The sequence below is a fragment of the Mycobacterium sp. RTGN5 genome (assembly GCF_033804465.1).
GTDB lineage: Bacteria > Actinomycetota > Actinomycetes > Mycobacteriales > Mycobacteriaceae > Mycobacterium.
In genome coordinates this window covers 1466843-1493521 of the sequence record NZ_JAPZLA010000001.1, presented here as the reverse complement: position 1 = coordinate 1493521, position 26679 = coordinate 1466843, and the positions used below count along the sequence as shown (strand labels likewise).

The 26679-nt window shown below is 66.7% G+C and carries 24 protein-coding genes and 1 riboswitch; of the genes, 15 read left to right on the top strand and 9 right to left on the bottom strand.

Features of this window, described 5'->3' with window-relative positions; genetic code table 11:
- The first annotated feature begins 44 nt into the window (after positions 1 to 44).
- Together SLQ31_RS07300 and SLQ31_RS07295 are read left to right on the top strand one after the other, a co-directional pair.
- On the top strand, positions 45 to 1292 hold the full coding sequence (locus SLQ31_RS07300; RefSeq protein WP_319431038.1) for a D-alanyl-D-alanine carboxypeptidase family protein: 1248 nt from the start codon (positions 45 to 47) through the stop codon (positions 1290 to 1292).
- Positions 1293 to 1412: 120 nt separating this feature from the next.
- Entirely contained in the window at positions 1413 to 2258 is an 846-nt protein-coding gene (locus SLQ31_RS07295) for a hypothetical protein (RefSeq protein ID WP_319431036.1), read from the top strand.
- Between the two features lie 78 nt (positions 2259 to 2336).
- On the opposite strand, the gene yhjD is transcribed toward SLQ31_RS07295, so the two are convergent.
- Together yhjD and trpS are read right to left on the bottom strand one after the other, a co-directional pair.
- Positions 2337 to 3368, bottom strand: a complete 1032-nt coding sequence (gene yhjD, locus SLQ31_RS07290; protein WP_319431034.1) for an inner membrane protein YhjD — start codon at positions 3366 to 3368, stop codon at positions 2337 to 2339.
- A gap of 36 nt (positions 3369 to 3404) precedes the next feature.
- On the bottom strand, positions 3405 to 4421 hold the full coding sequence (trpS, locus tag SLQ31_RS07285; RefSeq protein ID WP_319431032.1) for a tryptophan--tRNA ligase: 1017 nt from the start codon (positions 4419 to 4421) through the stop codon (positions 3405 to 3407).
- A gap of 48 nt (positions 4422 to 4469) precedes the next feature.
- Here trpS and SLQ31_RS07280 point away from each other — a divergent pair, with 48 nt between their 5' ends.
- From SLQ31_RS07280 to SLQ31_RS07270, 3 genes are all read left to right on the top strand, one after another.
- Positions 4470 to 5537 (top strand): hypothetical protein, encoded by a 1068-nt coding sequence (locus SLQ31_RS07280; protein ID WP_319431030.1) that lies wholly within the window; start codon positions 4470 to 4472, stop codon positions 5535 to 5537.
- On the top strand, positions 5537 to 6568 hold the full coding sequence (locus tag SLQ31_RS07275) for a hypothetical protein (RefSeq protein WP_319431028.1): 1032 nt from the start codon (positions 5537 to 5539) through the stop codon (positions 6566 to 6568). The genes SLQ31_RS07280 and SLQ31_RS07275 overlap by 1 nt, the downstream gene beginning before the upstream one ends.
- A gap of 140 nt (positions 6569 to 6708) precedes the next feature.
- Positions 6709 to 6930 (top strand): hypothetical protein, encoded by a 222-nt coding sequence (locus SLQ31_RS07270; protein ID WP_319431026.1) that lies wholly within the window; start codon positions 6709 to 6711, stop codon positions 6928 to 6930.
- On the opposite strand, the gene SLQ31_RS07265 is transcribed toward SLQ31_RS07270, so the two are convergent.
- Positions 6927 to 7733, bottom strand: coding sequence for an exodeoxyribonuclease III (locus tag SLQ31_RS07265; protein ID WP_319431024.1), 807 nt, complete (start codon positions 7731 to 7733; stop codon positions 6927 to 6929). The two genes, SLQ31_RS07270 and SLQ31_RS07265, sit on opposite strands and share 4 nt — an antisense overlap.
- Before the next feature lie 59 nt (positions 7734 to 7792).
- On the opposite strand from SLQ31_RS07265, the gene SLQ31_RS07260 reads away from it, so the two are divergent.
- Positions 7793 to 8635, top strand: coding sequence for an alpha/beta hydrolase (locus tag SLQ31_RS07260; RefSeq protein ID WP_319431022.1), 843 nt, complete (start codon positions 7793 to 7795; stop codon positions 8633 to 8635).
- Between the two features lie 7 nt (positions 8636 to 8642).
- Here SLQ31_RS07260 and SLQ31_RS07255 read toward each other — a convergent pair whose 3' ends face one another.
- Entirely contained in the window at positions 8643 to 10877 is a 2235-nt protein-coding gene (locus tag SLQ31_RS07255; RefSeq protein WP_319431020.1) for an NADP-dependent isocitrate dehydrogenase, read from the bottom strand.
- 182 nt (positions 10878 to 11059) lie between these two features.
- A riboswitch (SAM riboswitch) is annotated at positions 11060 to 11179 on the top strand.
- Positions 11180 to 11223: 44 nt separating this feature from the next.
- Here SLQ31_RS07255 and SLQ31_RS07250 point away from each other — a divergent pair.
- From SLQ31_RS07250 to SLQ31_RS07240, 3 genes are read left to right on the top strand one after another with little or no spacing between them, the layout of a single operon-like run.
- Complete coding sequence (locus SLQ31_RS07250) at positions 11224 to 12576, top strand: bifunctional o-acetylhomoserine/o-acetylserine sulfhydrylase (RefSeq protein WP_319431018.1); 1353 nt, start codon at positions 11224 to 11226, stop codon at positions 12574 to 12576.
- Positions 12577 to 12587: 11 nt separating this feature from the next.
- On the top strand, positions 12588 to 13727 hold the full coding sequence (gene metX / locus SLQ31_RS07245; RefSeq protein WP_319431016.1) for a homoserine O-acetyltransferase MetX: 1140 nt from the start codon (positions 12588 to 12590) through the stop codon (positions 13725 to 13727).
- Positions 13724 to 14458: a class I SAM-dependent methyltransferase gene (locus SLQ31_RS07240; RefSeq protein WP_319431014.1), complete on the top strand. Its 735-nt coding sequence runs from the start codon at positions 13724 to 13726 to the stop codon at positions 14456 to 14458. Before metX ends, SLQ31_RS07240 begins: the two co-directional genes overlap by 4 nt.
- Here SLQ31_RS07240 and SLQ31_RS07235 read toward each other — a convergent pair.
- From SLQ31_RS07235 to SLQ31_RS07220, 4 genes are all read right to left on the bottom strand, one after another.
- Entirely contained in the window at positions 14455 to 15912 is a 1458-nt protein-coding gene (locus SLQ31_RS07235; protein ID WP_413641917.1) for an FAD-dependent monooxygenase, read from the bottom strand. The two genes, SLQ31_RS07240 and SLQ31_RS07235, sit on opposite strands and share 4 nt — an antisense overlap.
- Positions 15913 to 15952: 40 nt before the next feature.
- A complete protein-coding gene (locus SLQ31_RS07230; RefSeq protein ID WP_319431010.1) occupies positions 15953 to 16585 on the bottom strand; it encodes a TetR/AcrR family transcriptional regulator in 633 nt (210 codons plus the stop codon).
- 71 nt (positions 16586 to 16656) lie between these two features.
- Positions 16657 to 16944 (bottom strand): DUF3017 domain-containing protein, encoded by a 288-nt coding sequence (locus SLQ31_RS07225; protein WP_413641915.1) that lies wholly within the window; start codon positions 16942 to 16944, stop codon positions 16657 to 16659.
- A gap of 41 nt (positions 16945 to 16985) precedes the next feature.
- A complete protein-coding gene (locus SLQ31_RS07220) occupies positions 16986 to 17834 on the bottom strand; it encodes a bifunctional methylenetetrahydrofolate dehydrogenase/methenyltetrahydrofolate cyclohydrolase (RefSeq protein ID WP_319431008.1) in 849 nt (282 codons plus the stop codon).
- A gap of 70 nt (positions 17835 to 17904) precedes the next feature.
- On the opposite strand from SLQ31_RS07220, the gene SLQ31_RS07215 reads away from it, so the two are divergent.
- The 5 genes from SLQ31_RS07215 to SLQ31_RS07195 all read left to right on the top strand — a co-directional run bounded on the left by SLQ31_RS07215 (position 17905) and on the right by SLQ31_RS07195 (position 24121).
- Positions 17905 to 19104 carry an NADH:flavin oxidoreductase gene (locus tag SLQ31_RS07215; protein WP_319431006.1) on the top strand — a complete coding sequence of 400 codons (1200 nt, stop codon included), beginning with the start codon at positions 17905 to 17907 and terminating at the stop codon, positions 19102 to 19104.
- A gap of 31 nt (positions 19105 to 19135) precedes the next feature.
- Positions 19136 to 21724, top strand: coding sequence for an FHA domain-containing protein (locus SLQ31_RS07210; protein ID WP_319431004.1), 2589 nt, complete (start codon positions 19136 to 19138; stop codon positions 21722 to 21724).
- Between the two features lie 117 nt (positions 21725 to 21841).
- Positions 21842 to 23134, top strand: coding sequence for a hypothetical protein (locus tag SLQ31_RS07205; protein WP_319431002.1), 1293 nt, complete (start codon positions 21842 to 21844; stop codon positions 23132 to 23134).
- 84 nt (positions 23135 to 23218) lie between these two features.
- Positions 23219 to 23674 carry an MPT63 family protein gene (locus SLQ31_RS07200; RefSeq protein ID WP_319431001.1) on the top strand — a complete coding sequence of 152 codons (456 nt, stop codon included), beginning with the start codon at positions 23219 to 23221 and terminating at the stop codon, positions 23672 to 23674.
- Positions 23675 to 23722: 48 nt separating this feature from the next.
- Positions 23723 to 24121, top strand: coding sequence for a nitroreductase family deazaflavin-dependent oxidoreductase (locus tag SLQ31_RS07195; protein ID WP_319431000.1), 399 nt, complete (start codon positions 23723 to 23725; stop codon positions 24119 to 24121).
- 71 nt (positions 24122 to 24192) lie between these two features.
- Here the strand turns inward: SLQ31_RS07195 and SLQ31_RS07190 are convergent, their stop codons facing one another.
- Positions 24193 to 25494, bottom strand: a complete 1302-nt coding sequence (locus SLQ31_RS07190) for a hypothetical protein (RefSeq protein WP_319430999.1) — start codon at positions 25492 to 25494, stop codon at positions 24193 to 24195.
- 730 nt (positions 25495 to 26224) lie between these two features.
- Here SLQ31_RS07190 and SLQ31_RS07185 point away from each other — a divergent pair.
- On the top strand, positions 26225 to 26626 hold the full coding sequence (locus SLQ31_RS07185) for a helix-turn-helix domain-containing protein (protein ID WP_319432922.1): 402 nt from the start codon (positions 26225 to 26227) through the stop codon (positions 26624 to 26626).
- Positions 26627 to 26679 lie beyond the last annotated feature (53 nt).

The following is a 26679-nucleotide window of genomic DNA, read 5'->3' as shown; positions in this document are numbered from 1 at the left end:
CGGCTCCACTGTTTCCGGGCCGCAATCCCCTATTCTGCGACTCGATGGCGAGCTCGAAACTATTCACGCGGTGTGCTGCCGCACTGGCCGCGGCGCTGTGCGTCGTCGGCACGCCGGCGATCGCATGGGCTGAACCGGCCGGTGCGCCGGACCCCAATACCTGCCCGTATCGGGTGACGACGCCCCCGGCGGTGGACTCCTCCGAGGTGCCCGAAGCCGGCGATCCGCCGCAGCCGCTGCCTGTGCCCGCAAAGCCGGTCGGGGGCGACGCGCTGTCGGGTTGCGGGGTGATCGTCGCGGCGGGCACCGCGCCCGTTCCTGACGACATCTCGGCCGAGTCGTGGATCGTCGCCGACCTGGACACCGGCGACATCATCGCCGCGCGCGATCCGCACGCCCGGCACCGCCCCGCCAGCATCATCAAGGTGCTCATCGCGATGCAGTCGATGAACGAACTGCCGCTGAACAAGATGGTCGAGGGCACCCAGGACGACGCCAACGCCGAGGGCACCCGGGTCGGCGTGGACGTCGGCGGTCACTACACCGTCAACGACCTGCTGCACGGCCTGCTGATGCACTCGGGCAACGATGCTGCCCATGCCCTGGCCGCGCAGGTCGGTGGCATGGACACCGCCCTGCAGAAAATCAACACGCTGGCCCGCAAGCTCGGCGGGCAGGACACCCGCGCGGCGACGCCGTCGGGCCTGGACGGTCCGGGCATGAGCACCTCGGCCTACGACATCGGGCTGTTCTACCGATACGCCTGGGAGAACCCGACTTTCGCGAACATCGTCGCGACCCAGAAATACGAATTTCCCGGGCACCCGGCCAAGCCGGGCGAGGACGGCGACCATCCCAGCTACGAGCTGGACAATGACAACCAGCTGCTCTACAACTATCCGGGCGCGCTGGGCGGCAAGACCGGCTACACCGATGACGCCGGGCAGACGTTCGTCGGCGCCGCCAACCGCGACGGTCGCCGGTTGGTCGCGATCCTGATGCGCGGTACCCGCCAGCCGATTCCGCCGTGGCAGCAGGCCGCCCACTTGCTCGACTACGGCTTCTCGACGCCGCCGGGCACCAAGATCGGCAACCTGATCGACCCCGATCCGTCGCTGACGCCGCCGAAGCCGGATGCGGACTCAGCGGTGAGCGCCAAGGCCTCAGCGGTACTGCCCGCCGCCGATGCGGTGCCGGTCCGGGTTGGTGTGGGGGTGATCGGCGGGCTGGTCGTGTTCGGCCTGATCATGATGGCGCGTTCGATCAATCGCCGACCCGCGCGAGGCCGGTAGCTAGTCGCGGTTCCTGCGCCCTTGCGCAGCGAGATTGAAGCTACGCACAGGGTTACTCGCACTCTCTCGGCCTGAGTTCAATCTCGGCGACGTGTCAGTGGCCGCGTCGATGATGACCCGATGGGTGAGGTATTCATCGGCAGTGAAGCCCTAGCGAGCGGTGCCCTGACCCGATACCAGCTGCAGCGGTTTCATGAAAGGATTCTGCCTGACGTCTATCACGCTGGCGGACAGCCTGTCTCATTGCGGGATCGGACGATCGCGGCCTGGCTGTGGTCACGGAGGCGGGCCACCATCGCGGGCGCGGCGGCGGCCGCGATGCATGGGGCCGCGTGGATCAACCCTGCTGAACCTATCGAGTTGATCTGGGACAACGGACGCCCGCCGCGAGGCGTGATCGTGCGCAATGAAACTCTTGGCGATGACGAGGTGACTTGGATCGCCGGCCTTCCCGTCACTACCTTGGCCCGGACCGCTTTCGACCTCGGGCGGTACCTCCCGAGGGCTTTGGCCATCGCACGGTTGGACGCGCTGATGCGAGCGGACTCGTTCTCCAGCGAGGACATCCTGTTGCTGGCCAAGCGGTACCCGGGCGCCCGCGGGGTTCGCCGACTCCGCGAAATCGTTCCGCTCGTTGATCGCGGTGCGGCGTCTCCGAAGGAGACGTGGTTGCGCCTCTTGCTGATTGACGCCGGCCTACCCGTGCCCACAACGCAGATCCCGCTGTACGACGAGCGGGGTTTGGTCGCCGTCCTCGATATGGGCTGGGAGGAGTTCAAGGTCGCCGCCGAATATGACGGGGACCAACACCGCACCGACCGCAGCCGGTACGCGTGGGATCAGAAGCGGGCACGGCTGGTCGCCGGCATGGGATGGGAAGCAGCGCGGGTGATCAAGGAGGACCGCCCGGATGAGGTGATCGCCCGAGTGCGTGACGCGTTGATTTCGAGGGGTTGGCGGCCATGACCGTCCGCGAGATTGAAGCCACGCAGACGGTTACTCGTACTTTCTCTGCGTGAGTTCAATCTCGCGGAGCAGAGCGAGCTAGTCGCGGTTCCTGCGCCAGACCCGCGAAAGCCCAAGCGCTCCAACCGCACCCACCGCCATCGCGGCCACCGTTTGCCGTGCGCTCAGCCCGTCGTCCGGACCGACCCGCGGCGAGATGATCGCCGGTGCGGGCGCACCAACCGGCGCAGGGAGCAGATTGTCCTTCGCCGTCGCGGCCCACGCGGTGGCGAACAGCACCAGCCGCGCGGTGATGTAGGCGAACACCATCAGGCCAAGCACCGGCCCGAATGTCGCACCCGCCGGGCCGTGTACCACCGAACGCAGATAGATCGAACCGACCAGTTTGAAGATCTCGAACGCCACCGCCGCCATCAGACCCGCTCGCAGACTGCTCCGGAAGCTGACCGACTCGCGCGGCAGCCGCGCGATCATCCAGCTGAACAACATCCACGACACCGCCCACGACACCGCCAGAGAGGCAACCCGCAGCACCCCGCCCAGCCCGTCGGGATGGGGTATGCCGATCCATTGCAGCAGCTTGGTCATCACCGACGGATCGGCCAGCGCCGTCAGGGCGATGGTCAACACGATCGCCACGAACAACGACAGCAGCACCACCAAGTCAGAGAGCTTGGTGCGCACGAAGTTCAGCGGCTCGGCGCGCTGGTCCCACATCTGGCTCAGTGCCTCACGCAGGTTGGAGATCCAGCCAAGGCCGGCCCATGCCGCGGTGGCCAAACCGATCACGCCGACCGACGTGCGGGACTGGACCGCCGAATCGATCAGGCCGATCAGCTGCTGGCCGAAGTCACCGGAAATCGTTGCCTTGATCCGGTTTTCGATATCGGCCAGCATATGCGGCCGGCTCGCGAGCGCGAAACCGGCGCCCGCGAACCCGACCATCAGCAACGGGAACATCGCGAAGATCGTGAAGTAGGTGATGCCCGCGGCGTAGAAGTCACCCTTGGCGTTCTGGTAGCGCTCCTGGGCGCGCATCACGTGATCGAACCAGTGATAGCGGGCCCGCAACCGGTCCAAGCGGCTCGGCTTCTTGGCCGGTTCTGACATTGCCCAGCCTCCCCGCATTGTCTACATACCTGTCGGCTACGGACTTGTCGGCAAAAACCCTAACCGCTCGTATACCCGTCCGATGGTCTTAGCAGACACCTCTCGTGCGCGTGCCGCGCCCGCGGCCAGGATCGCCTGCAGTTCGGCCGGGTCGGCCAGCAGTTCGTCGACGCGCTGCTGCAGCGGCGTGACGTAGTCGACGACAGCCTCGGCGGTGTCCTTCTTCAAGTCGCCATAGCCGCGGCCCGCATAGCCCGCCACGAGCGTCTCGATATCGGTGCCCGTCACCGCGGATTGGATCGACAGCAGATTCGACACCCCCGGCTTGGCTTGGGTGTCGAAGCGGATCTCCCGCTCGCTGTCGGTGACGGCCGAGCGGATCTTCTTGGCCGTCACCTTCGGGTCGTCGAGCAGGCTGATCAACCCGGCCTCGGTGGCCGCGGACTTGCTCATCTTGGCCGTCGGGTCGGCCAAGTCGTAGATCTTGGCGGTGACCTTGGTGATCATCGGCTCAGGGACCACGAAGGTATCGGGGAAGCGGACGTTGAACCGCTGCGCGACATCTCGGGCCAGCTCCAGATGCTGACGCTGATCCTCGCCGACCGGAACCAGGTCGGTGTCGTAGAGCAGCACATCGGCGGCCATCAGCACCGGGTACGTGAACAGCCCCACCGTCGTGGCGTCGGCACCCTGCTTCTGCGACTTGTCCTTGAACTGCGTCATCCGCGAGGCCTGGCCGAATCCGGTGAAGCAACCCAACACCCACGCCAGTTCGGTGTGGGCGGGCACGTGGCTCTGCACGAAGATCGTCGCGCGGGCGGGGTCGATGCCCAGCGCGAGGTACTGCGCGGCCGTCACCAGGGTCCGCTGACGCAGCGTGGCGGGATCCTGCGGCACGGTGATCGCGTGCAGGTCCACCACGCAGAAGAACGCGTCGTAGTCGTCCTGCAGACCGACCCACTGCTTGATCGCACCGAGCGCGTTACCCAGGTGGAGCGAATCAGAAGTCGGCTGGACGCCGGAAAAGACGACGCGACGGGATGAGCTACTCATGGTCTGTCAATCCTGTCACGAGGCTGCTGACCGCTAGCATCCTGCTTCGTGCGACATGTACTGGCGCTGGCCGCTGCGGTGACGTTGATCGGTGTGCTGGCCGGGTGCCAGAGCAATTCGGACTCCAGTGAGGAGAAGCGCCCGGCGTCCACGGCGGTGGTGATCGTGTCCGGCGGGGACGCGACGACGCCGTACACCGGCCCCGACCAGGCGTGCGCGACCGGGCTGGCCGCCGGTAACACCGACACCGCGCTGCGGGAGTACCTGCTGGGCAAGGGCTACGCCGTCTACACCTCCCCCGCGATGGCCGGCCGCGGCCAGGTGGTCGATCAGAGCGGCTTCGGGCCGTTCGGGGTCTGCCCGATCACCCTGCCGGAGAACATGACCGTCGACTCGACGGGCAGCATCGACACCGCCGGTGAGCACCTGGCCCGGTTCCTCAATTGGCTGCACACCGACAAGGGTGTCAACGAGGTCGACTTCGTCGGCCACTCGATGGGCGGGCTGTACTCCCGCGCCGCCATCCGGGTGCTGGCGTCGACGACCTCGCCGCTGAAAGTGCGGTCACTGACCACGATCGGGACACCATGGCAGGGGTCGTACCTGTCCGACAACGCCAACGGGCTGATCCCGCTGAGCGACTGCAGGGGCGACACCTTCTGCGAGACTTCGATGAAGGGCATGGCCGACGAGGTGAAGCGACTCATGGCGGGTTCGGGCCGTGAGGTCAACCAGGCGTTCCTGATGGGCAAGAGCGGCTGGAACGAATACCAATCCGGCGTGCTCAACAAGATCCCGGTGGTGCTGATCGGCGGCAAGAAGTTCACCGGAGAAAAAACCAGCGGGGCCGGTCCGGTCAACCCCGCGGTGTGGCCCAACGACGGCATCGTGGCGCTGCAGAGCGCACTGGCCAAAGACATCAGTGACCCGGTGCTGCCCCACCGCCGCTGCTACACCTTCGATGACACGCACAGCATCTACGTCTCCAATCTTGCTGGGCTGGACCAGAAGACCGCGCTGACATGGGACCCGCAGGTGCTTGACGTCGTGCACAAGGCCATCGACGACGCGCCCAAGGCGCTCGACGGCACCAACCGGGAAGGCTGCCCGGCCTAGTGCGGCGGGTACTGGCGCTGGCGGCGGCCGTCATGCTGGCCGGCTGTTCACACCCCGCCGAAACCGAGACGCATCAGCCGACGCGGGCCGTGGTCATCGTCTCGGGATTGGCCAGCACGAGCCCGTACACCGCGCCGGAGGCCGCGTGTGCGATCGGCTTGGCGGCGGGCACCGATCACACCCCGTTGCGCGAACACCTTTTGGGCACCGGACATTCGGTGTTCACCGCGCCTGCCATGGCGGGCCCCGGGCAGATGCACGACACGACCGGCTACGGCGCGTTCGCCTCCTGCCCGGGGCCGCTGCCCGCGGCCATGACCATCGACAGCACCGGCAGTATCGACCTGGCCGGCGAGCACCTGGCCCGCTTCATCGACTGGTTGCACACCGAGAAGAAGATCGACGAGGTCGACTTGGTCGGCCATTCCATGGGCGGCCTCTATGCCCGCGCCGCGATCCGGAACCTTCTGGCCGACGGCTCGCCGGTGACAGTGCGGTCGTTGACGACGATCGGAACGCCTTGGCAGGGATCGTATTTGGCGAACTACGTCGAGGGCACTGTGCCGTTGAGCGCCTGCCTGGGTGACCAGTTCTGCGAGAGCCAGATGAAGGGATACGCCAGAGATATTGCGGCGGTGCATATTTCCGGCTCGGCGCGTGAACTCGGCCAGTCCTACCTGACCGGACCCAAGGGCTGGAACGCCTTTCAGGCAGGCATCCTGGACCGGATACCCGTCACAGTGATCGGCGGCAACCGGTACGGGCACCCCAGTCCTGCCGACGCCGCGGTGTGGCCCAACGACGGCGTCGTCGAATTGCGCAGCGCCCTGGCGCGCGATGTCGACGACACCGTGCTGCCGCATCGGCGTTGCGACACCGTCGATGACACCCACAGCGACTACGTCTCGATGATCACCAAGCTCCCGCGCGCCAGCGCCCTGACCTGGGATCCGCGGGTCCTTGATGCGGTGACCACGGCGATCGACAACGCCCCTGCCTCGCTGGACGGCCCCGACCGACAAGGCTGCTGACAGCCACGCTGTCCCCCAATCGGTGGACACCAAAAACGGCCAACCAGCCGATCGACCAGCAGGTCTGGAGCGCGAATGATTTGAGTCACACCACAACGGGTGGCAAGCACCGCCAACGGACACTGGAAAGGCCGACCATGATGAAGAACCGCCTCGCAGCTCTGATCGCCGCCCCCGCCATCGCCGGCGCCGTCATCGGCGGCGCGGCTCTCGGTTTCGCCGGACCGGCCAGCGCCCAGAACAGCTACTCGTGGGACGACGACCAGGGCACCAACTCCGGCAACTTCAACGCCCCCAGCACCTACGCCAGCCCGGCCACGACGTATGTCCCCTGGGGCGCCTGGATCAACGGCAGCTACTAGACCCCGAATTCCACCGTCACCGGGGCGTGATCGGACCAGCGCAGCGCATACAGGGCAGGTTTTTCGACGCGGGCGGCCACGGTTCGCGCGGCCAGGCTCTCGCTGGCCAGGTGGTAGTCGATGCGCCAGCCGGCGTCGTTGTCGAACGCCTTGCCCCGCCACGACCACCAGCTGTACGGGCCGGCGACGTCGGGGTGCATGCGGCGCACGACGTCGACCCACCCGGCCTCCAGCAGATCGGTCAGCCACTGCCGCTCGCTGGGCAGAAACCCGGACTTCTTGACGTTCGCTTTCCAGGCCTTGATGTCATTTTCGGTGTGGGCGATGTTCCAGTCGCCGCAGATCACCGCATCGCGGCCGTCGGCGGTCAGCTCAGCCATCCTCTTGGCAAGCGCGGCGGTGAACCGCTCCTTCTCCAGCTGCCGGTCGGTGCCCGCCTCGCCGGTATGGACGTAGACGCTGCCGACGGTCTGGCCGCCGGCCAGGTCTGCTTCGAGGTAGCGGCCGTGTGATTCGAATTCGGTTGCCGCCAGACCGATTCGGACCGCCGCGAATGGCGTGCGGGACAGAATCGCCACCCCGCTGCGGCCCTTGAGGTGCGGGCTGGCCGATGCCAGGTGCCAGCCGTCGGCCACCGCGGGAGCCAGCGCTTCGGCGATCTGCTCATCGTCGGAGCGGGTCTCCTGCAGGCACACGACATCGGCGGTGGTCCGGGTCAGCCAATCGAGCAGGCCGAGGTTTTCCGGGGAGCGCTGGCGCACCGCGGCGCGCACCCCGTTGACGTTGATGGTGGTCACGATCACGGCTGAAAATCTATCGTGCGGTATTGCGGTACCGGCGGTATCACCTTTACGGTCGGGTTGTGGCGTCCCGCGAATCCATTCATTCAGGTGCTGGCGAACCGATCCTGCTCCTGCACCCGTTCATGATGTCGTCCTACGTCTGGACCGACGTCGCGGCACAACTGGCCGACACCGGCCGCTACGAGGTGTTCGCGCCATCGATGGCCGGCCACAACGGCGGCCCGCGAAACCGATCGTGGTTCCTGGACACCAACACCCTGGCCGACCACGTCGAACGGCAACTCGACCAGCTGGGCTGGGACACCGCGCACATCGTCGGCAACTCCCTTGGCGGCTGGGTGGCCTTTGAGCTCGAGCGACGCGGCCGGGCCAGAACCCTGACCGCGATCGCGCCTGCCGGCGGCTGGCACCGCTGGTCACCGGTGAAATACGAGATCGTCGGCAAGTTCGTCGCCGGCCTCCCGGTATGGCTGACCTCGCTGGTGCTGCGCGAGCGTGCGCTGCGGCTGCCCGGCGTCAAGGCCGCCGCCAGCGTGCCGATCAGCGCCACCCCGGCCGGCCTGACCGAGGTGCAGCTGCAGGAGATCATCGACGATGTCACCCACTGCCCGGCCTACTACCAGCTGCTGATCAAGGCCCTGCTGATGCCGGGGCTGATGGAGCTGACCGAGACCTCGGTGCCGACCCACCTGGTGGTCTGCGAACGCGACCGGGTGCTACCCCACCCCCGGTTCAGCAACCACTTCCGCAAGCACATCCCGGACATCGAGAAGCTCACCGAGCTCGACGGCGTCGGGCACATCCCGATGTTCGAGGCCCCCCAGCGGGTGACGGACCTCATCGACGACTGGGTCGCGGCGCACATGCCGCCAATGCGGCAGAGCGAGGCCGGCGCTAGCTGAGTACTCGCTAGCTGAGTACGGAGTTGAACGTCTTGCTCGGGCGCATCACCGCGATGGTCTTCTCGACGTCGGGGTAGTAGTAGCCGCCGATGTCGACCGGCTTGCCCTGCACCGCGTTGAGTTCGGTGACAATCGCGTTCTCGTTCTCGGCAAGGGTCTTGGCCAGCGGCGCGAAATGCTCGGCCAGTTCCTTGTCTTCGGTCTGCTCGGCCAGCGCCTGCGCCCAGTACAGCGCGAGGTAGAACTGGCTGCCGCGATTGTCCAGCTCGCCGGCCTTGCGTGACGGACCCTTGTTCTCGTCCAACAGCTCCCCGACCGCGGTGTCCAGCGTGTTCGCCAGCACCTTGGCCTTGGCATTGTCGGTCTTGTTGCCCAGATCCTCGAGGCTCGCACCGATTGCCAGGAATTCGCCGAGCGAATCCCAGCGCAGGTGGTTCTCTTCAACCAGCTGGCTGACGTGCTTGGGCGCCGAGCCGCCGGCCCCGGTCTCGTACAACCCTCCGCCGGCCATCAACGGCACGATCGAGAGCATCTTGGCGCTGGTGCCCAGCTCCAGGATCGGGAACAGGTCAGTGAGGTAGTCGCGCAGGATATTGCCGGTGGCGGCGATGGTGTCCTGGCCGCGGATCACCCGCTCAAGCGTGTACCGCATGGCCCAGACCTGCGGCAGGATCGTGATGTCGAGCCCCTCGGTGTCCTCCTCCTTGAGGTAGGCCTTCACCTTCTTGCGCAGCTCGTTCTCGTGCGGGCGCTCGTCGTCCAGCCAGAAGACCGTCGTCATGCCGGACAGCCGGGCCCGGTTGACGGCCAGCTTGACCCAGTCCCGGATCGGCGCGTCCTTGACGATCGGCATCCGCCAGATGTCGCCCTCTTCGACGTCCCACGACAGCAGCACCTCGCCGGTGTCGTTGTCGACGATATCGGCGACGCCGTCGACGGGGATCTCGAAGGTCTTGTCGTGGCTGCCGTACTCCTCGGCCTTCTGCGCCATCAGACCGACGTTGGGGACGGTGCCCATCGTCGTCGGGTCGAAGTTGCCGTGGGTCTTACAGAAATTGATCATCTCCTGGTACATGCGGGAGAAGGTCGACTCCGGGTTGACGGCCTTGGTGTCCTTGGTGCGGCCGTCGGCGCCGTACATCTTGCCGCCGAGCCGGATCATCGCGGGCATCGAGGCGTCGACGATGACATCGCTGGGTGAGTGGAAGTTCGAGATGCCCTTCGCCGAGTCGACCATCGCCAGTTCTGGCCGGTGCTCGTGGCATTTATGCAGGTCTTCGATAATCTCTTCGCGCTGCGAGGCGGGCAGCGCCTCGATCTTGTCGTACAGATCGGACAGCCCGTTGTTGACGTTCACGCCGAGCTCGTCGAACACCGCACCGTGCTTGGCGAACGCGTCCTTGTAGAACACCTTCACCGCGTGGCCGAACACGATCGGGTGGCTGACCTTCATCATCGTGGCCTTGACGTGCAGCGAGAACATCACGCCGGTCTTGTAGGCGTCCTCGATTTCCGTCTCGTAAAAGTCGATCAACGCCTTCTTGCTCATGAACATGCTGTCGATGACGTCGCCGTCGTCGAGCTTGACCTCGGGCTTGAGAATGATGGCCTCGCCGGCTCCCTTTCCAGCAGGCTTGAGCTCCATCCGCACCTTGCGGTCCTTGTCCAGCGTTATCGACTTTTCACCGTGGTAGAAGTCGCCGGTCTTCATGGTCGCGACGTGAGTGCGCGACGCCTGCGACCACTTGCCCATGCTGTGCGGGTGCTTCTTGGCGTATTCCTTCACCGCGTTGGGCGCACGACGGTCTGAATTACCTTCGCGCAGAACCGGATTCACCGCGCTGCCGAGTGCCTTGCCGTAGCGCTTCTTGATCTCGCGCGCTTCGTCGGTCTTGGGATCGTCCGGATAGTCGGGCAGGTCGTATCCCTTGGCCTTCAGCTCCTTGATGGCGGCAACCAGCTGCGGTACCGAGGCGCTGATGTTGGGCAGCTTGATGATGTTGGCGCTGGGGTCCTGGGTCAGCGCGCCCAGCTCGGCCAGGTTGTCGGGCACCCGCTGCTCTTCGGTCAGCCGGTCGCTGAACTCGGCGAGGATGCGCGCGGCCACCGAAATGTCACTGGTCTTGACGTCGATGCCGGCGGGCTCGACGAAGGTGCGAAGAATCGGCAGAAACGCGTACGTCGCGAGCAGCGGCGCCTCGTCGGTGAGCGTGTAAATGATGGACGGTTGCTCGGCGCTCATGTGCTGTTGTCTCCCGGGCGTTCAAATTCAGGTGCGGTGGCGGCTATCAGTATCGCGTCGCATTTGAACCTACGTGATCGCGGTCGTCGTATCTGTGGAGAGGTCTGCGTCACAGTGCGTACCCGAAATCGCCCCGATATCCGGCTGGCCTCCCGTTACAAAGGTCCGCTATGCTTCAAGGCGGTCATGAGCGCCAGCGTCAAGCCCCGGCTCGCTGGCCGGCAACCCTCCAACCGCGGTGGGGTGCTCCGGGTGAAGACCAGGTTGAGCAGCTGCATCTAGCTGCGCGGCAAGCGCGGGTCCGTCATGAACGGGCCCCCAGAAACAGATGGAGGTTCGTTTCTACATGAGCACACCCGAAACCGAGGACCCCAGCGCACGCTGGTCCTTCGAGACCAAACAGATCCACGCCGGGCAGACCCCCGACTCCGCGACCCACGCCAGGGCGCTGCCGATCTACGCCACGACGTCGTACACCTTCGACAACACCGACCACGCCGCCGCGCTGTTCGGCCTGGCCGAGCCCGGCAACATCTACACCCGGATCATGAATCCGACCCAGGACACCGTCGAGCAGCGGATCGCCGCCCTCGAAGGTGGCGTGGCCGCCCTGTTCCTGGCCTCCGGGCAGGCCGCGGAAACCTTCGCGATCCTGAACCTGGCCGGCGCCGGGGATCACATCGTGTCCTCCCCCCGGCTGTACGGCGGCACCTACAACCTGCTGCACTACACGCTGCCCAAGCTGGGCATCGAGACCACGTTCGTGACGGACCCCGACGACCCGGAGTCCTGGCAGGCGGCGGTCCAGCCGAACACCAAGGCGTTCTTCGCCGAGACGATCTCCAACCCGCAGATCGACATTCTGGACACCCCGGCCGTGTCCAAGGTGGCCCACGACAACGGGGTGCCGCTGATCGTCGACAACACCATCGCCACGCCGTACCTGATCCAGCCGATCTCCCAGGGCGCCGACATCGTGGTGCACTCGGCGACCAAGTACCTCGGCGGCCACGGCACGGCCATCGCCGGCGTGATCGTGGACAGCGGCAACTTCGACTGGACCAGTGGCAAGTTCCCCGGGTTCACCACCCCAGACCCCAGCTACCACGGCGTCGTCTTCGCCGAGCTCGGCCCGCCCGCCTATGCGCTCAAGGCCCGCGTTCAGCTGCTGCGTGACCTGGGCTCGGCGGCATCGCCGTTCAACGCCTTTCTGGTGGCGCAGGGTCTGGAGACGCTGAGCCTGCGCATCGAGCGCCACGTGTCCAATGCGCTGAAGGTGGCCGAATACCTGGCCGGGCATGAGGACGTGGTGTCGGTCAACTACGCGGGGCTACCCACCTCGCCGTGGTACGAGCGTGGAAAGAAGTTGGCGCCCAAGGGAACCGGTGCGGTGCTGGCCTTCGAGCTGGCCGGCGGTGTCGATGCGGGCAAGGCGTTCGTCAACGCCCTGACGCTGCACAGCCATGTCGCCAACATCGGTGACGTGCGCTCGCTGGTGATCCACCCGGCGTCGACTACACATCAGCAGCTGTCCGCCGAAGAGCAGCTGGCCACCGGCGTCACCCCGGGCCTGGTGCGACTGGCCGTTGGCCTCGAGGGCATCGACGACATCCTGGCCGACCTGGAGCGCGGCTTCGCCGCCGCCAAGTCCGTGTCGGACGGGCAGGCGTCGGACCCGCGGGCCGTGGCAGCCTTTTGAGTGAGCCTGACATGACTATTAGTGATGAGCGCATAGTGACCCTGCCGGCTCAGGGTGAGATCGGTGTCGTCGACATCGGCCCGTTGACGCTGGAAAGCGGCGAGGTACTCGAGGACGTCTCGATCGCGGTGCAGCGCTGGGGCGAGCTCTCCCCCAGCCGCGACAACGTGGTGGTGGCGCTGCATGCCCTCACCGGTGACTCGCATCTGACCGGACCGGCCGGTCCCGGCCACCCGACCCCCGGCTGGTGGGACGGCGTTGCCGGCCCCGGCGCGCCGATCGACACCGACCGCTGGTGCGCGGTGGCCACCAACGTGCTTGGCGGCTGCCGCGGCTCGACCGGGCCTAGTTCGCTGGCCCGCGACGGCAAGCCGTGGGGTTCGCGATTCCCCATCATCACGGTGCGCGACCAGGTCAACGCCGATGTCGCCGCGCTGGCCGCGCTCGGCATCACCGACGTCGCCGCGCTGGTCGGCGGGTCGATGGGCGGCGCGCGCGCCCTGGAGTGGATGATCGGCTACCCCGAGCGGGTGCGGGCCGCCCTGGTGCTGGCGGTGGGTGCTCGTGCGACCGCCGACCAGATCGGGACGCAGAGCTCCCAGATCGCGGCGATCAAGGCCGACCCGGATTGGCAGGGCGGCGACTATCACGGCACCGGCCGCAATCCCGATGTCGGACTGCAGCTGGCCCGCCGGTTCGCCCATCTGACCTACCGCGGCGAGGGCGAACTGGACAGCCGGTTCGGCAACGACGCGCAGGCCGACGAGAACACGCTGGCCGGCGGCCGGTACGCGGTGCAGAGCTACCTGGAGTACCAGGGCGCCAAACTGGTCGACCGGTTCGACGCGGGCAGCTACGTGACGCTGACCGAGACGCTGTCCAACCACGACGTCGGGCGCGGACGCGGCGGAGTGGCTGCGGCGCTGGCGTCCTGCCCGGTGCCCACCGTGGTCGGCGGGATCACCTCGGACCGGCTCTACCCGCTGCGCCTGCAGCAGGAACTGGCCGGCCTACTGCCGAACTGCTCGGGGCTCAACGTCGTCGAATCGGTCTACGGCCACGACGGATTCCTCGTCGAGACCGAAGCCGTTGGCGAATTGATCCGCCGGACACTGGATCTGGCCGGCGGCGAAGGTTCCCGCACCCCGTGACCGAGTCGGGGCGGGAACGTTCACTGTCCTTCGGGTCCGAGGCCGCCGCCTACGAGCGTGGCCGCCCGTCGTATCCGCCGGAATCCATCGACTGGCTGCTGCCGCCCGGCGCGCGTGACGTGCTGGATCTGGGCGCCGGTACCGGCAAGCTGACCACCCGGCTGGTCGAGCGCGGCCTGGACGTGGTGGCCGTCGATCCGTTGGCCGAGATGCTGGAGCTGCTCAGCTCCGCGCTGCCCGATACCCCGGCGCTTCTCGGCACCGCTGAGCAGATCCCGTTGCCGGACAACAGCGTTGACGCGGTTCTGGTGGCGCAGGCGTGGCATTGGTTCGATCCGCAGCGTGCGGTCGCCGAGGTGGCGCGCGTACTGCGGCCGGGCGGTCGGCTCGGGCTGGTGTGGAATGCCCGTGACGAAAGATCGGGCTGGGTCAAGGATCTCGGCCGCATCATCGGCCACGAGAACGCTCAGCTCAACGACACCACGACATTGCCCGAACCGTTCACCGACCTGGCCCGCCACCGTGTCGAGTGGACGAGTTACCTGACACCGCAGGCGCTGATCGACCTGGTGGCATCGCGCAGCTACTGCATCACCCAACCGGCGGCGGTGCGCACCCAGACACTCGCGGAGGTCCGCGAGTTGCTGGCCACCCATCCCGCACTGGCCAACTCGACAGGTTTGGCGCTGCCCTACATCACGGTGTGTCTGCGAGCGACGCTCGGCGGCTAGGGTCCGAACCAGCGGGTCAGCGCCGCCTGGAGATTGTCCGCGTCGGTGGTCCCGAAATCGTCTGCGGCCCAAGCAACGTAGCCGTCGGGCCGGATGAGTAGCGCTGCCGGCCCGCCGGCCAGTTCCGCCTCAACGGTGTCGACACGGTCCGCCCAGGCCTGCGCGCCTGCCGCGGCGGCACCGCCGCACAGGTCGAGCAATACCGGCCTGGCCTTGTGCAGCAGACTCGCCACCCGGCGGCCGTCGTCGAGCGTCAGGTCGGGCACCAGGTAGCCCGAGAGCCGGTGGTCATCGCCGACGTCGTAGCGGACATCCGAGCCGGCCAGCAGCCGGCCCAGATGCTCACTGACGCCGGGCAGGGTGATCAGCTCGCCGAAAAGTGCTCGCAATTGGGCGACTTCGGGGCCGGGGCCCATCAGCGCGCTCTGCGACATCGAGTGCATCATCACTCGCTGCCCCACCGGGTGACGTTCGGCTTCGTAGCTGTCGAGCAGCCCGGATGGCGCCCAGCCGTTGACGGCGGCGGCCAGCTTCCAGCCGAGGTTCACCGCATCCTGGAGGCCGAGGTTGAGCCCCGGGCCACCCATTGCCGAGTGCACGTGGGCGGAGTCGCCGAGCAGCAGAACCCGCCCGGCCCGGTAATGCTCAGCCTGCCTGGTGTTCTGGCCGTCGATGCGGCGCAACGCGTGCGGGCCCGGGCCGCGCGGTTCTTCGAGCGGGATGTCGACACCGAGTATCCGTTGCAAGCTGCCGCGTAGTTCGGGGATCGACATCGGCCCCTGCTCGGCGGCCGTTCCTTCCTCCCGGGTGCCGACCAACACCACACCCGGCTGGAAGGTGCCGACGAGCACCATGCCCGAATCAAACCTGTTATGCCCAAACGGAATATGCCCGACGCCGGGAATGTCGAGCCCACCGTCCGGCGCGGCCAGTTCCTCAGGCACGTGCACCTGGGCGATGCGCGCGACGGTCGCTGAGGTGGTGCCGGGAAAGTCGATCCCCACGCTCTTGCGCACCAGGCTGCGCCCGCCGTCGGCGCCGACAAGGTAGTCGGCGGTCAAGGTGTACACGCCATCGGCGGTCGCAATGCTCAGCTCGACGTCGTCGGCCCGGGCGTGCAGTCCGGTCAGTTCGTGCCCCCAGCGCACGTCCACACCCAGAGTGCGGGCGCGCTCGTCCAGCAGCCGCACCAGCCGCGGCTGCGGCATCATCAGCGCGTGCATCGGGCTTTCGGACGGGTCTTGGTACTGCAGTTGCATCCCGGAGAACATCCAGCCGGGCAACGGCTGCGGCGGCTGCTCGTCGCCGGTGAAGTCGGCATAGAGGCCCCGCATATCGAGCATCCGGATCACCTGTCCGACAAGACCATTGGCCTTCGGCTCGGCGCTGGGCCCGGGTAAGCCATCGAGCACGACGGGGGTGATACCGGCCAGGGCTAGTTCGCAGGCCAGCATCAGGCCGTTGGGGCCTGCGCCGGAGATGACGACGCGGTGATCAGGCACGGGTGCTCCTTTTCGAACGGGTGGTGGGGGCGGGCAGGCCGGCGGCGACATCGGCGAAGCCGTGGCGGATCAGGCCGACGATGGGAACCGGCGGGTCGGCGAGCATGTAGGTGTCCATGGCGGCTTCGGCGACGGCGCGAATGCTGGCCGCGACGAGGCGGGGGTACATGTCGCGCACCGGATCGGTGCCGGTGCGCTCGGCGATCGCGTCGATCCACTCGGCCATCAGGTCTTTGGCCAAGGCGTTCCGCACCTCGATGGCCATACTCAGGTCGACGAGCTGGTCAAGCTGTTTGCGGGTCGGCGCGTAGTCCTCGCCCATCTCGGCAAGTAGCGGTTCGAGCACCGCGTCGGTGATTGCCGTCCACAGCGGCACGCGCGCGGGACGTGCTCGAAATGCCACCAGGCTGCGCCGCATTCGCTCCAGCTGCCGGTAGGCGATGGCTTCGTACTTACCGGCGAAGTAGTTGTTGAACGTCCGCAACGACACGCCGGCCCGCTCGGCGATGGCTTCCCTGGTGACGTTGTCGAGTCCATGCTCGAAAGTGAGTGCCAGCGCGGCATCGCTGAGGGCTCGGCGGGTATCGGCCTTCTTGCGCTCGCGCAATCCCTGCGGTGCGGACATCCCGACACCGTACGCCTAAAGTTGCCTACCGTGCACAGTTGCCTATCATGCAAAAATGCCCGGCAGGCAATCTATGACGTGCCCAGCGGGTCGATCGTCGACGCGATGTAGACCATCGCCACGCACACCGTGGTCATAGTGGCGAAGTCGACACCACGGGAACGCACGACCAGCAGCCCCGCGCGGTCCTCGGACAGCAGCAGGCGCAGCCCGGCGGCCACCCCGACCGCGATGCCAATCAGCAGCGAGCCGCGGCGCCAGAACCCGGCGGCCACCAGGATGAAGGCGACCACAAAAATCACCCCGACAGCCAGGATGGGCCACTGCGCACGCGCCGTACGCCCGGTGAAGGCCACCACCTCCGCACGGGTAGGCAGTCGGCGCTTCGCCCGAGCAGCGGTCACTGAACCGCTTCGGCCAGTTCGACGACGTTGGTGAGCAGAAACGCGCGGGTCAGCGGACCCACCCCACCGGGGTTGGGCGACACGTGCCCCGCGACCTCCCAGACATCGGGATGCACGTCGCCAGTGAGCTTTCCGTCCACCCGGCTCACCCCGACATCGACGACGGCCGCACCTTCTCGCACCATGTCGGCGGTCAGCATGTGCGGCACACCGACGGCGGCGACGATGATGTCGGCCTGCCGCGTGAGCGCGGGAAGATCACGAGTTCCGGTGTGGCACAACGTCACTGTCGCGTTCTCACTGCGACGGGTGAGCAACAGGCCCAGTGGGCGACCGACGGTGACACCGCGGCCGATGACCACCACATGCGCGCCGGCGATCGGCACGTCGAAGCGCCGCAGCAGATGCACGATGCCGCGCGGCGTGCAGGGCAGCGCAGCTTCCTTACCGAGGACCAGCCGGCCCAGGTTGGTCGGGTGCAGTCCGTCGGCATCCTTGTTCGGGTCGACCCGCTCCAGCGCGGCGTTCTCGTCGAGGTGGCGGGGCAACGGCAGCTGCACGATGTAACCGGTGCATTCGGGATTGGCGTTGAGCTCATCGATCGTTTCGTCGAGCTGCACCTGGCTGACATCGGCGGGCAGGTCACGACGGATCGAGGTGATCCCGACCTTGGCACAGTCGGAGTGCTTGCCCTTCACATAGGCATGCGAGCCGGGGTCGTCACCGACCAGCACCGTGCCCAAACCGGGAGTGAGTCCCGCGGCGGTCAGTGCCGCCACACGCTCGGTGAGATCGACGAAAATCTCGTCACGGGTGAGCTTGCCGTCCAGGGTGATAGCGACCACGCGCCACATTCTTCCATCGCCGCCGGGACCTTCGTTGACAGCATCAAGTACCGCGTGGTCAGCTGCGGTTATGAACAGTGCGCCCGATGTGTTCAGCCCGGCCACACTCGGCCCCATCACGCTGCGCAACCGCATCATCAAATCGGCGACCTTCGAGGCGCGCACGCCCGACGACGTCGTCTCCGACGACCTGATCGCCTTCCACCGCGCCATCGCGGCCGGCGGCATCGGCATGACGACCGTCGCCTACACCGCGGTGAGCAAGGGCGGACGCACCAACGGCGGCCAGATCTGGATGCGCCCGGAAGCGGTGCCCGGCCTGCAGCGCCTTGCCGACGCCGTGCACGCCGAGGGCGCAAAGATCAGCGCCCAGATCGGCCACGCCGGCCCGGTGGCCAATGCCCGGTCGAACAAGGCCACCGCACTGGCCCCGGTCCGATTCTTCAACCCGCTGTCGATGAAATTCGCCAAGCACGCCAGCCACGACGACATCAAGGACGTCATCGCCGCCCACGCGTCGGCGGCGCGGTTCGCCATCGACTCCGGTTTCGACGCCGTCGAAATCCATCTCGGCCACAACTATCTGGCCAGCTCGTTCCTGTCGCCGATGATCAACCGCCGCACCGACGAGTTCGGCGGCTCGCTGGAGAACCGCGCGAAGGTGGCCCGGGCCATCGTGCTGGCGGTGCGCCGCGAGGTCGAGCGGCTCGGCCCGGCCCCGATCGCGGTGACCGCCAAGCTCAACATGGCCGACGGGGTGCGCGGCTCCATCAACATCGAGGAGTCGCTGCAGACCGCGAAATGGCTCGAGGAGGACGGCGGCCTGGACGCCATCGAGCTGACCGCGGGCAGCTCGCTGCTCAACCCCATGTACCTGTTCCGCGGCGATGCCCCGGTGAAGGAGTTCGCCGCGGCGCAGAAATGGCCGCTGAACTGGGGCATGCGCCTGACCGGCAAGAAGTTCATGCGCGAATACCCCTACCAGGAGACCTACCTTCTGCGCGACGCCGAGAAGTTCCGTAAGGAGCTGACGATGCCGTTGATCCTGCTCGGGGGCATCACCAACCGCGATTCGATGGACCGCGCGATGGCCGCGGGCTTCGAGTTCGTGGCAATGGGCCGGGCCCTGCTGGCCGAGCCGGATCTGCTCAATCGCATCCAGGCCGATGGCGCCGCCCATTCGGTGCAGTCACTGTGCACGCACTGCAACAAATGCATGCCGACGATCTACTCGCGCACCCTTTGTGTGGTGACGGGCGGTCCGGCATGACGAGCCCTCGGCGTCGCAACCGATAGAGTTGGTGTCGATGACTCGACCAGCCGCGCCCGTTCTGACAGTTCGGTACGACGGGTCGGAGCGCACCTTCGCAGCGGGACACGACGTCGTGGTCGGCCGCGATCTGCGCGCCGACGTGCGAATCGCCCACCCCTTGATCTCGCGCGCCCACCTGGTGTTGCGCTTTGACCACGGCCGGTGGATGGCCGTCGACAACGGCTCACTCAACGGCATGTTCGTCAATGGCCGCCGGATGCCGTCCGTCGACATCACCGACGGCATGACCGTGAACGTCGGCAATCCGGACGGGCCGCCGATGAGCTTCGGGCTCGGCCGCGACCAAGGTTCGGTGGGCCGCCCACCGCAGACCTCCTCGGTGCGCCTGGCCGCTCCGCTGTCGTCGCCGTCGTGGCCGGCCGCGCCGAGTCGGGGTGCGGCGACCGCCGGATCCTGGCAGCAGTCGCCGTCACAAGGGCATCCGACTCACCAGGCGCCGCCCGCCTACCCGACGAGTGGTTCCCGGGCCGAACCGGTGTACCACCCGCCGACCGGGTCCGGACCGTCGGCGCAGCCGCCGGCGACCGCGCCCACCCAGCTGCGCCAGGCAGTGGGCAAGCCGCCGCCCGCGGGGTCGTCGAATCTCGCGACGTCGATGCTCAAGATCCTGCGCCCGGGTGCACCCGGCGAGGTGCCGCCCGGCGGTATCAAGATCGGCCGCGCGACCGACAACGACATCGTCATCCCCGACGTGCTGGCCTCGCGCCACCACGCCACGCTGATCCCGACCCCGGGCGGCACGGAGATCGTCGACAACCGCAGCATCAACGGCACGTTCGTCAACGGCACCCGCGTCGACACCGCGATGCTGAACGACGGCGACACCGTCACCATCGGCAACATCGACCTGGTCTTCGCCGGCGGCACGCTGGCCCGGCGCACCGAGACCGAGGCGGCCACCGCCACCGGCGGTCTCGACGTGCGCGCGGTGACGTGGACGATCGAGAACAACAAGACACTGCTGGACAACATCTCGCTGACGGCCCGCCCGGGCACGCTGACCGCGGTGATCGGCCCGTCCGGCGCAGGCAAGTCCACCTTCGCGCGACTGGTCGCCGGCTACACCCATCCGACAAGTGGCACAGTCACTTTCGAGGGTCACAACATCCACGCCGAGTACGCCTCGCTGCGTTCCCGGATCGGCATGGTGCCGCAGGACGACGTGGTGCACGGTCAGCTGACGGTCAACCAGGCGCTGATGTATGCCGCCGAACTGCGGCTGCCGCCGGACACCACCAAGGAGGACCGCCAGCAGGTGGTGGCCCAGGTGCTGGGCGAGCTGGAGATGACCCAGCACGCGGACACCCGGGTCGACAAACTGTCCGGCGGGCAGCGCAAGCGCGCGTCGGTGGCCCTGGAGCTGCTGACCGGGCCGTCGCTGCTGATCCTCGACGAGCCGACGTCGGGCCTGGACCCCGCGCTGGACCGCCAGGTCATGACGATGCTGCGCCAGCTGGCCGACGCCGGTCGCGTGGTACTGGTGGTCACGCACTCGCTGACCTATCTCGACGTGTGCGACCAGGTGCTGTTGCTCGCTCCGGGCGGCATGACCGCGTTCTGCGGTCCGCCCAACCAGATCGGCCACGCGATGGGCACCACCAACTGGGCCGACATCTTCAGCAGCGTCGCGGGCGACCCCGGCGCCGCCCATCAGCGCTACCTGACGCAGACCGGACCTGCTCCCCCACCGCCGCCACTGGAGGCGCCGTCCAATATGGGCGAGCCGACACACACCAGCCTGTTGCGGCAGTTCTCCACGATCGCGCGCCGCCAGATGCGGCTGATCATCTCCGACCGCGGCTACTTCATCTTCCTGGCGATACTGCCGTTCATCATGGGTGTGCTGTCGCTGTCGGTGCCCGGCACCGTCGGTTTCGGGGTGCCCGATCCGATGGGTGACGCGCCCAACGAGCCCGGCCAGATCCTGGTGCTGCTCAACGTCGGCGCGATCTTCATGGGCACGGCGCTGACGGTTCGCGATCTGATCGGTGAGCGACCGATCTTCCGCCGAGAACAGGCGGTCGGGTTGTCGACCACGGCCTACCTGTTGGCGAAGGTCTGCATCTATGCGGTGTTCGCGATCGTGCAGTCCTCGATCGTCACCGCGATCACCGTCGCGGGCAAGGGCGGGCCGACGCAGGGTTCGCTGACGTTCCTGAGCCCGACGCTGGAGCTGTTCGTGGTGATGGCCGCGACGACGGTCACCGCGGCGATGGTGGGTCTGGCGCTGTCCGCGCTGGCCAAGTCGAACGAGCAGATCATGCCGCTGCTGGTTGTCGCGGTGATGAGCCAGCTGGTGTTCTCCGGCGGCATGATCCCGGTGACCGGCCGCCTGGTGCTCGACCAGTTGTCGTGGATCACGCCGGCGCGCTGGGGCTTCGCGGCGTCGGCCTCGACGGTCGATCTGATCAAGCTGGTGCCCGGTCCGCTGACCCCCAAGGACGCGCACTGGAAACACACCGCGTCCGCGTGGTGGTTCGACATGGGCATGCTCGGGGCGCTCTGCGTCGGCTATCTGAGCCTGGTGCGCTGGAAGATCCGGCTCAAGAGCGCCTGACCCCTGCGATTTCGGCGCGGAAACGTTCGCTGAGCGGCGGTTTCCGCGCCGAAATCGCACAAAGGGCGCACAGTGGTGCTCTGAGGTCGACAACTCCAGCCACCCGGGGGACTCAAGATGCCGCTCGCTTCGCGCCGGTTTGCCTCGCCAGCCATCGCACTCATCGGGGTCGGCGCGATGATCGCCATGGCACCGACCCCAGTGGTCGCGGCACCAACTCCAGTAGTCCGATCCGAAGCGATCGCGTTGACGTCGCTCAGTTCTGACATCACCCATTTCGTCGGGTTCTTCATCGGCGACGGCGCTGATGCCGACCCGGCTACGTGTAGCGCACCCTGCAGCGGGGGCAATGCCGGCATTCTGGTCGGCAACGGCGGCGACGGCGCGCTCGGGGGCGCCGGTGGCCGTGCGGGTTTCCTTTTGGGCGACGGCGGCGACGGTGGGCGGGGCATTGACGCGAAGTACGACCCGTTGACGGGTGCCTTGCTCAACGCGACGACCGCCGGTGGAAAGGGCGGCGCCGCAGGACTATTCGGCAAGGGCGGCAACGGCGGCCGTGGCGGCGACGACACCGGCACACCGGTCCCCGCGCTGGTGACGGCATCACCTGGAGCCACCGGTGCGAACGGCGGAAAAGGTGGGCGGGGCGGGCTGATCTCGGGCGGCGGCGGCGACGGTGGCAACGCCGGCAGGGCACTTACCTTTCTGGGCAGCGCGGTCGGCGGCAGCGGCGGCAACGGCGGCGCTGCGGGCCTGGTCGGCGCCGGCGGCATGGGCGGTTGGGGCAACGACGGCACCACGGGCGACCCCTCGCCGACGGTCTATGCGGTCGGCGGTGTGGGCGGTAACGGTGGTCGGGGTGGTCTGCTTTCGGGCGACGGCGGCTCGGCGTACATGGAGCCCTCGGGCGTCTTCGTGAGCGGTGGATTTGCGTACGCGGAGAACGGGACAGCCACCGCGGGCGCCGGTGGTAACGGCGGCGATTCCACCATCGGCTCAGGCGGTGCCGGCGGGGCGGGCGGCTTCGGCCACACCGGGACCGCAACGGCGACCGGAGGCAGGGGCGGAAACGGCGGCAGCACAACCCTGGTCGGACCCGGCGGAGCGGGTGGCAACGCAGGCAAAGTGGAAGCCGAGTTGGCCGGCGGGCGTGTGACGGCCGCCGAGGGTGGCACGGGCGGCAGCAGCGGTGTCTCCACGCCGGGCGGGGCAGGCGGTAAGGGCGGTGGCGCCGCCACCGTCGACCAGCCCGCCGTTGGCGGTAACGGTGGCGCAGGTGGCCGCGGCGGGCCGTTCGCTGCCGGCGGCGGGGGCGGCACCGGCGGGACTGCCACCAGCACCTCGGGAACCACCACCAACGGCAACACCGGCCGTAGCGGTCGTCCGGGTTCGTTTGGTCATCACGCCTGAGGCCAGCTCCCGTTGAGCCGCACTGCTACTGGAATTCGTGTCGCGGTTGAATTCCGTTCATCCAACGTCCATAGCGTTCGGCGCATGAGGATGAAAGCGGCGGCGCTGGCCGCAGCAGTGAGCCTGTCGATCGTGTTGGCCCCGACCGCGGCAGCCGATCCGAGCGTGGACAAATTCGGCGGCTGGAACCACCTTGTCGACAACGGCGGCCAGGTGATCACGATCTGGAAGATCAGTGATCTGAAGCCCAGCACCGACACCATCCCCGGCTACCCGCTGGCGGGCAAGCTGTGGGAGGCCACCGCCAAGGTGCGTGCCGCCAAAGGCTCCGTGACGCCGATCATTCCGGACTTCAACGCCCGCGCGGGCGACGCCAACTACCCGGTGCTGTGGCAGGCCGCCACCCCGGCTGGCATCAGTGGCGGGACGCTGCAGCAGGGCGACAAGGCCTGGGGCAAGCTGTACTTCGACGTGACCGGCCCGGCGCCAACGCAGGTGGTCTACAACAACGGCGTCGACGACCTGCTGGTCTGGAAGTAACTGCGTTCAGTCACCGCTGACGTCGAGGCCGTGCGCCATAGTGTTCCTATGGCGTATCTCAAGCCGACCTGGTTTGCGAAGAAGTTCAGCAGCATCATGGCCGGGGCCAACGTCGCTGAGAGGCTAACGGTGACCGGACGCGTCAGCGGCGATCCTCGACAGGTGGCCGTCACCAGTGTCGACGTGAACGGCGTGAAATACCTGGTGTCTACGCGCGGGGAAAGCCAGTGGGTGAAGAACATCCGCGCGAACCCCGAGGTGACCCTTACTGTGAAGGGCAAGTCCACCGCGTACATTGCAGCTGAGGTGCCGGTGCAGGAACGGGCGCCGGTCATCGCGGGATTCAGACCCATACTGGGCAAATTGCTCGTCGGTCGGTACTTCGCAAAGCTGCCCGCCGATGCTGATCACCCCACGTTCGCGCTTGCTCCGTCGTGTTCGATCTGACCGCGATCGGACCTCGATTGAGTGGGGACGATACGATCGAAATATGCTACCTCACAACATAACTCGCCTTACTAAGGCGGCGGACCCAGAGCGGCCATCGTGACGCAGACAGCATCGACAGCGGAGTTGCTTGCCGCGATTTCTTCAACATAGCCTCGGTCGCCCGGCGGGGGCGAGAGCGCCAGGGCGGTCGACATGGGTGACTTTTTTCCCATCAGATTCCCGACAACTCGGCTGTTGGCGACGACGACGCGTGATCCGGTGTAGTTCAAATGGGGTTCTGCTGCACCTTTATGCCACCGTCCCGATTCCAGCAGGCGGTCGAACACGGGCGTGAAGATGTGTGAAACGCCGAGATGGCGAGGCACGACATCTCTCGTGTGGGAGCGTTGCAAGTCTTCGCAGATGAGGATGGCAATGCGGCCGAAGGTTGTCTCCGCCACGAAAAGTTGGCTGCCACGATGAATGTCTTCTTTCAGATCACCGTCGTCACCGAGGTTCGGCAGCTCCCAGAAGTCGATCGTTGAGCGGGTCAGGGTGTAGTCGCACAACTTGTCCTGCTCCCACAACGACTCGCCGGTTCGGTCGAGGACGACCGCGCGGTTTCGTGCCGGTTTGTCACCAGTGACGGGGCCAGTCCCGATGATGATCAACGACATACGAGAGCCCGGTGTCGCCGGCGTCTTGGCCAGTTGTTGTTTCCATTGCGTCAGAAGGGTTTCCGACAGAGCGCCCTCGGGTATCACACCAATCGTTGCACCCGAGCGGTCGAGTTCACCGATGACCTCGTCGATACGCCGCTTGAGATGTGCGCCCTTGGGGCCCAATTGGTATCGACCCCCACCGAACTTTTCCACCCGCTTCAATGAGACATCGTCGATCGTGTCGAGGAAGGGCACACAGGCCACGACGATGTCGTCTTTGCCTTTGACCGTCGGCCAGCCGCGTGAACCGATGAAACTGAAGCGGACGCGCTTCATCTTGTGAGGTTCCACGCGCACGACGGAAAAGAGGTCGCCCTTGTACTCGAGGTGATCGGGAGCGCCGTACGCCATCAGTCGCGGCAGGAGTAGCCCCGAATCAGTCGTCGAATTGAAATAGCCCCGGCGGGCGTAGGTGAAAGCTAGTTCTTGGAGCTCCGGCGGTGGCGGGGCGCCCGCATTGGGATGGACGCGTCGAAGGATCAGGTCCAAGCCGATCAACCGCCCGAGCGCGATGGCATCCCGCGTGCCGTCGTCCGGCAAGTCGGTAATCGAATCCGGCGCCTTTCCGTCCACGAGGATCGCCGCCTCCACGTCGCGGGCCTCGCGTTGTACAGCGGGGAGAAGGCGAAGCTGCTCGGCGTCATCTCCGAGGAACAGCTCGTCAGGCACCGTGTCGAAGATGTCGATAAAGGCGTCAGCTGGATTCCTAGACACTTGACAAACCCTTGACATCTGGCGCAATCTGGAGCGAGGTCGATGAATCGGCCAGGCGAGACACCCCCAAAGGATCATTGTGACGAAGCAAACACTAGCCCGTGTGTTTGACGGCGAAACAGATTCGAGTACATCGACGGTTGCGCCGCTGCTCGAAGCGATCAACAAAGACGGGGGTGCCACCACTGATGGCGACTTCAATGCGCTAGCGATGCTGTTGATTGACTGCAGCCTCAACGGCGACGAAGGGTCGTTGCGCTCGCTTCAGGCATGGTTGCGTGACGAACGCGCCCGCGGCTTGGGCGACCGTCGCATGAACCCAGAACTGGCGGGCCGGCTACTTGGCCTGCTCGACGCCAGTCATTGGGCGATCGAGCGGGCCTTGCCAGCCGACGATCTGGCCACTCTTGAACGCGGCAGCCACGCGAACAACTTTCTGCGGCAGCTCGCCACGGAGCCTGGCCTTGCCAATAAAGAGCTTGCCGAGCGCCTCGGCGTTGACGATACGGAGATCAGTCGGGTCGGCCGCAAGCTGCGGGAACGCGGCCTGGTCGCAAGCCGCCTATTCGGACGTCGCAATTGGTGGGAGTTGACCCCTAAAGGTTTGCGGGCACTGCGGGTGCTAGAAGGCGCACACGGAGTTGACGAGCTCGCCCGACAGCAGAACGAACAATCGCGCGATCAGGTGACGGACGGTGCCGGAGCACAGGAATCGCAGGCAGTCGATAGTGATTTTGCGTCTCGCCTGAACCGCCTATTTGACACGGTTCACCCGCCCGGCCGTGGGCCACATACGGCGACTGAAGTGATCGCCGCACTTAGAGACAAGGGCATCGTCATGTCGGCCCCGTATTTGTCACGATTACGCTCGGGTGCTCAGCGTCGGCCGTCGGCCGAGGCGATGGCTGGTCTCGCCAACTTCTTCCATATCAAGCCGGACTTCTTCACGGACGACGCGTACTACGAAAAGTTGGACAAAGAACTGACGTGGCTGGCGAATACGCGTGACGAGGGCGTTCGACGTTTCGGCAAGCTTGCCGTTGGGATTTTGCCGGACGCCACCCATGCACATATGCGCGACCACTAATCAGATCAACTACGACCGCACCGCGCGCTACCTTCGACGACCTGCCGCTCTGG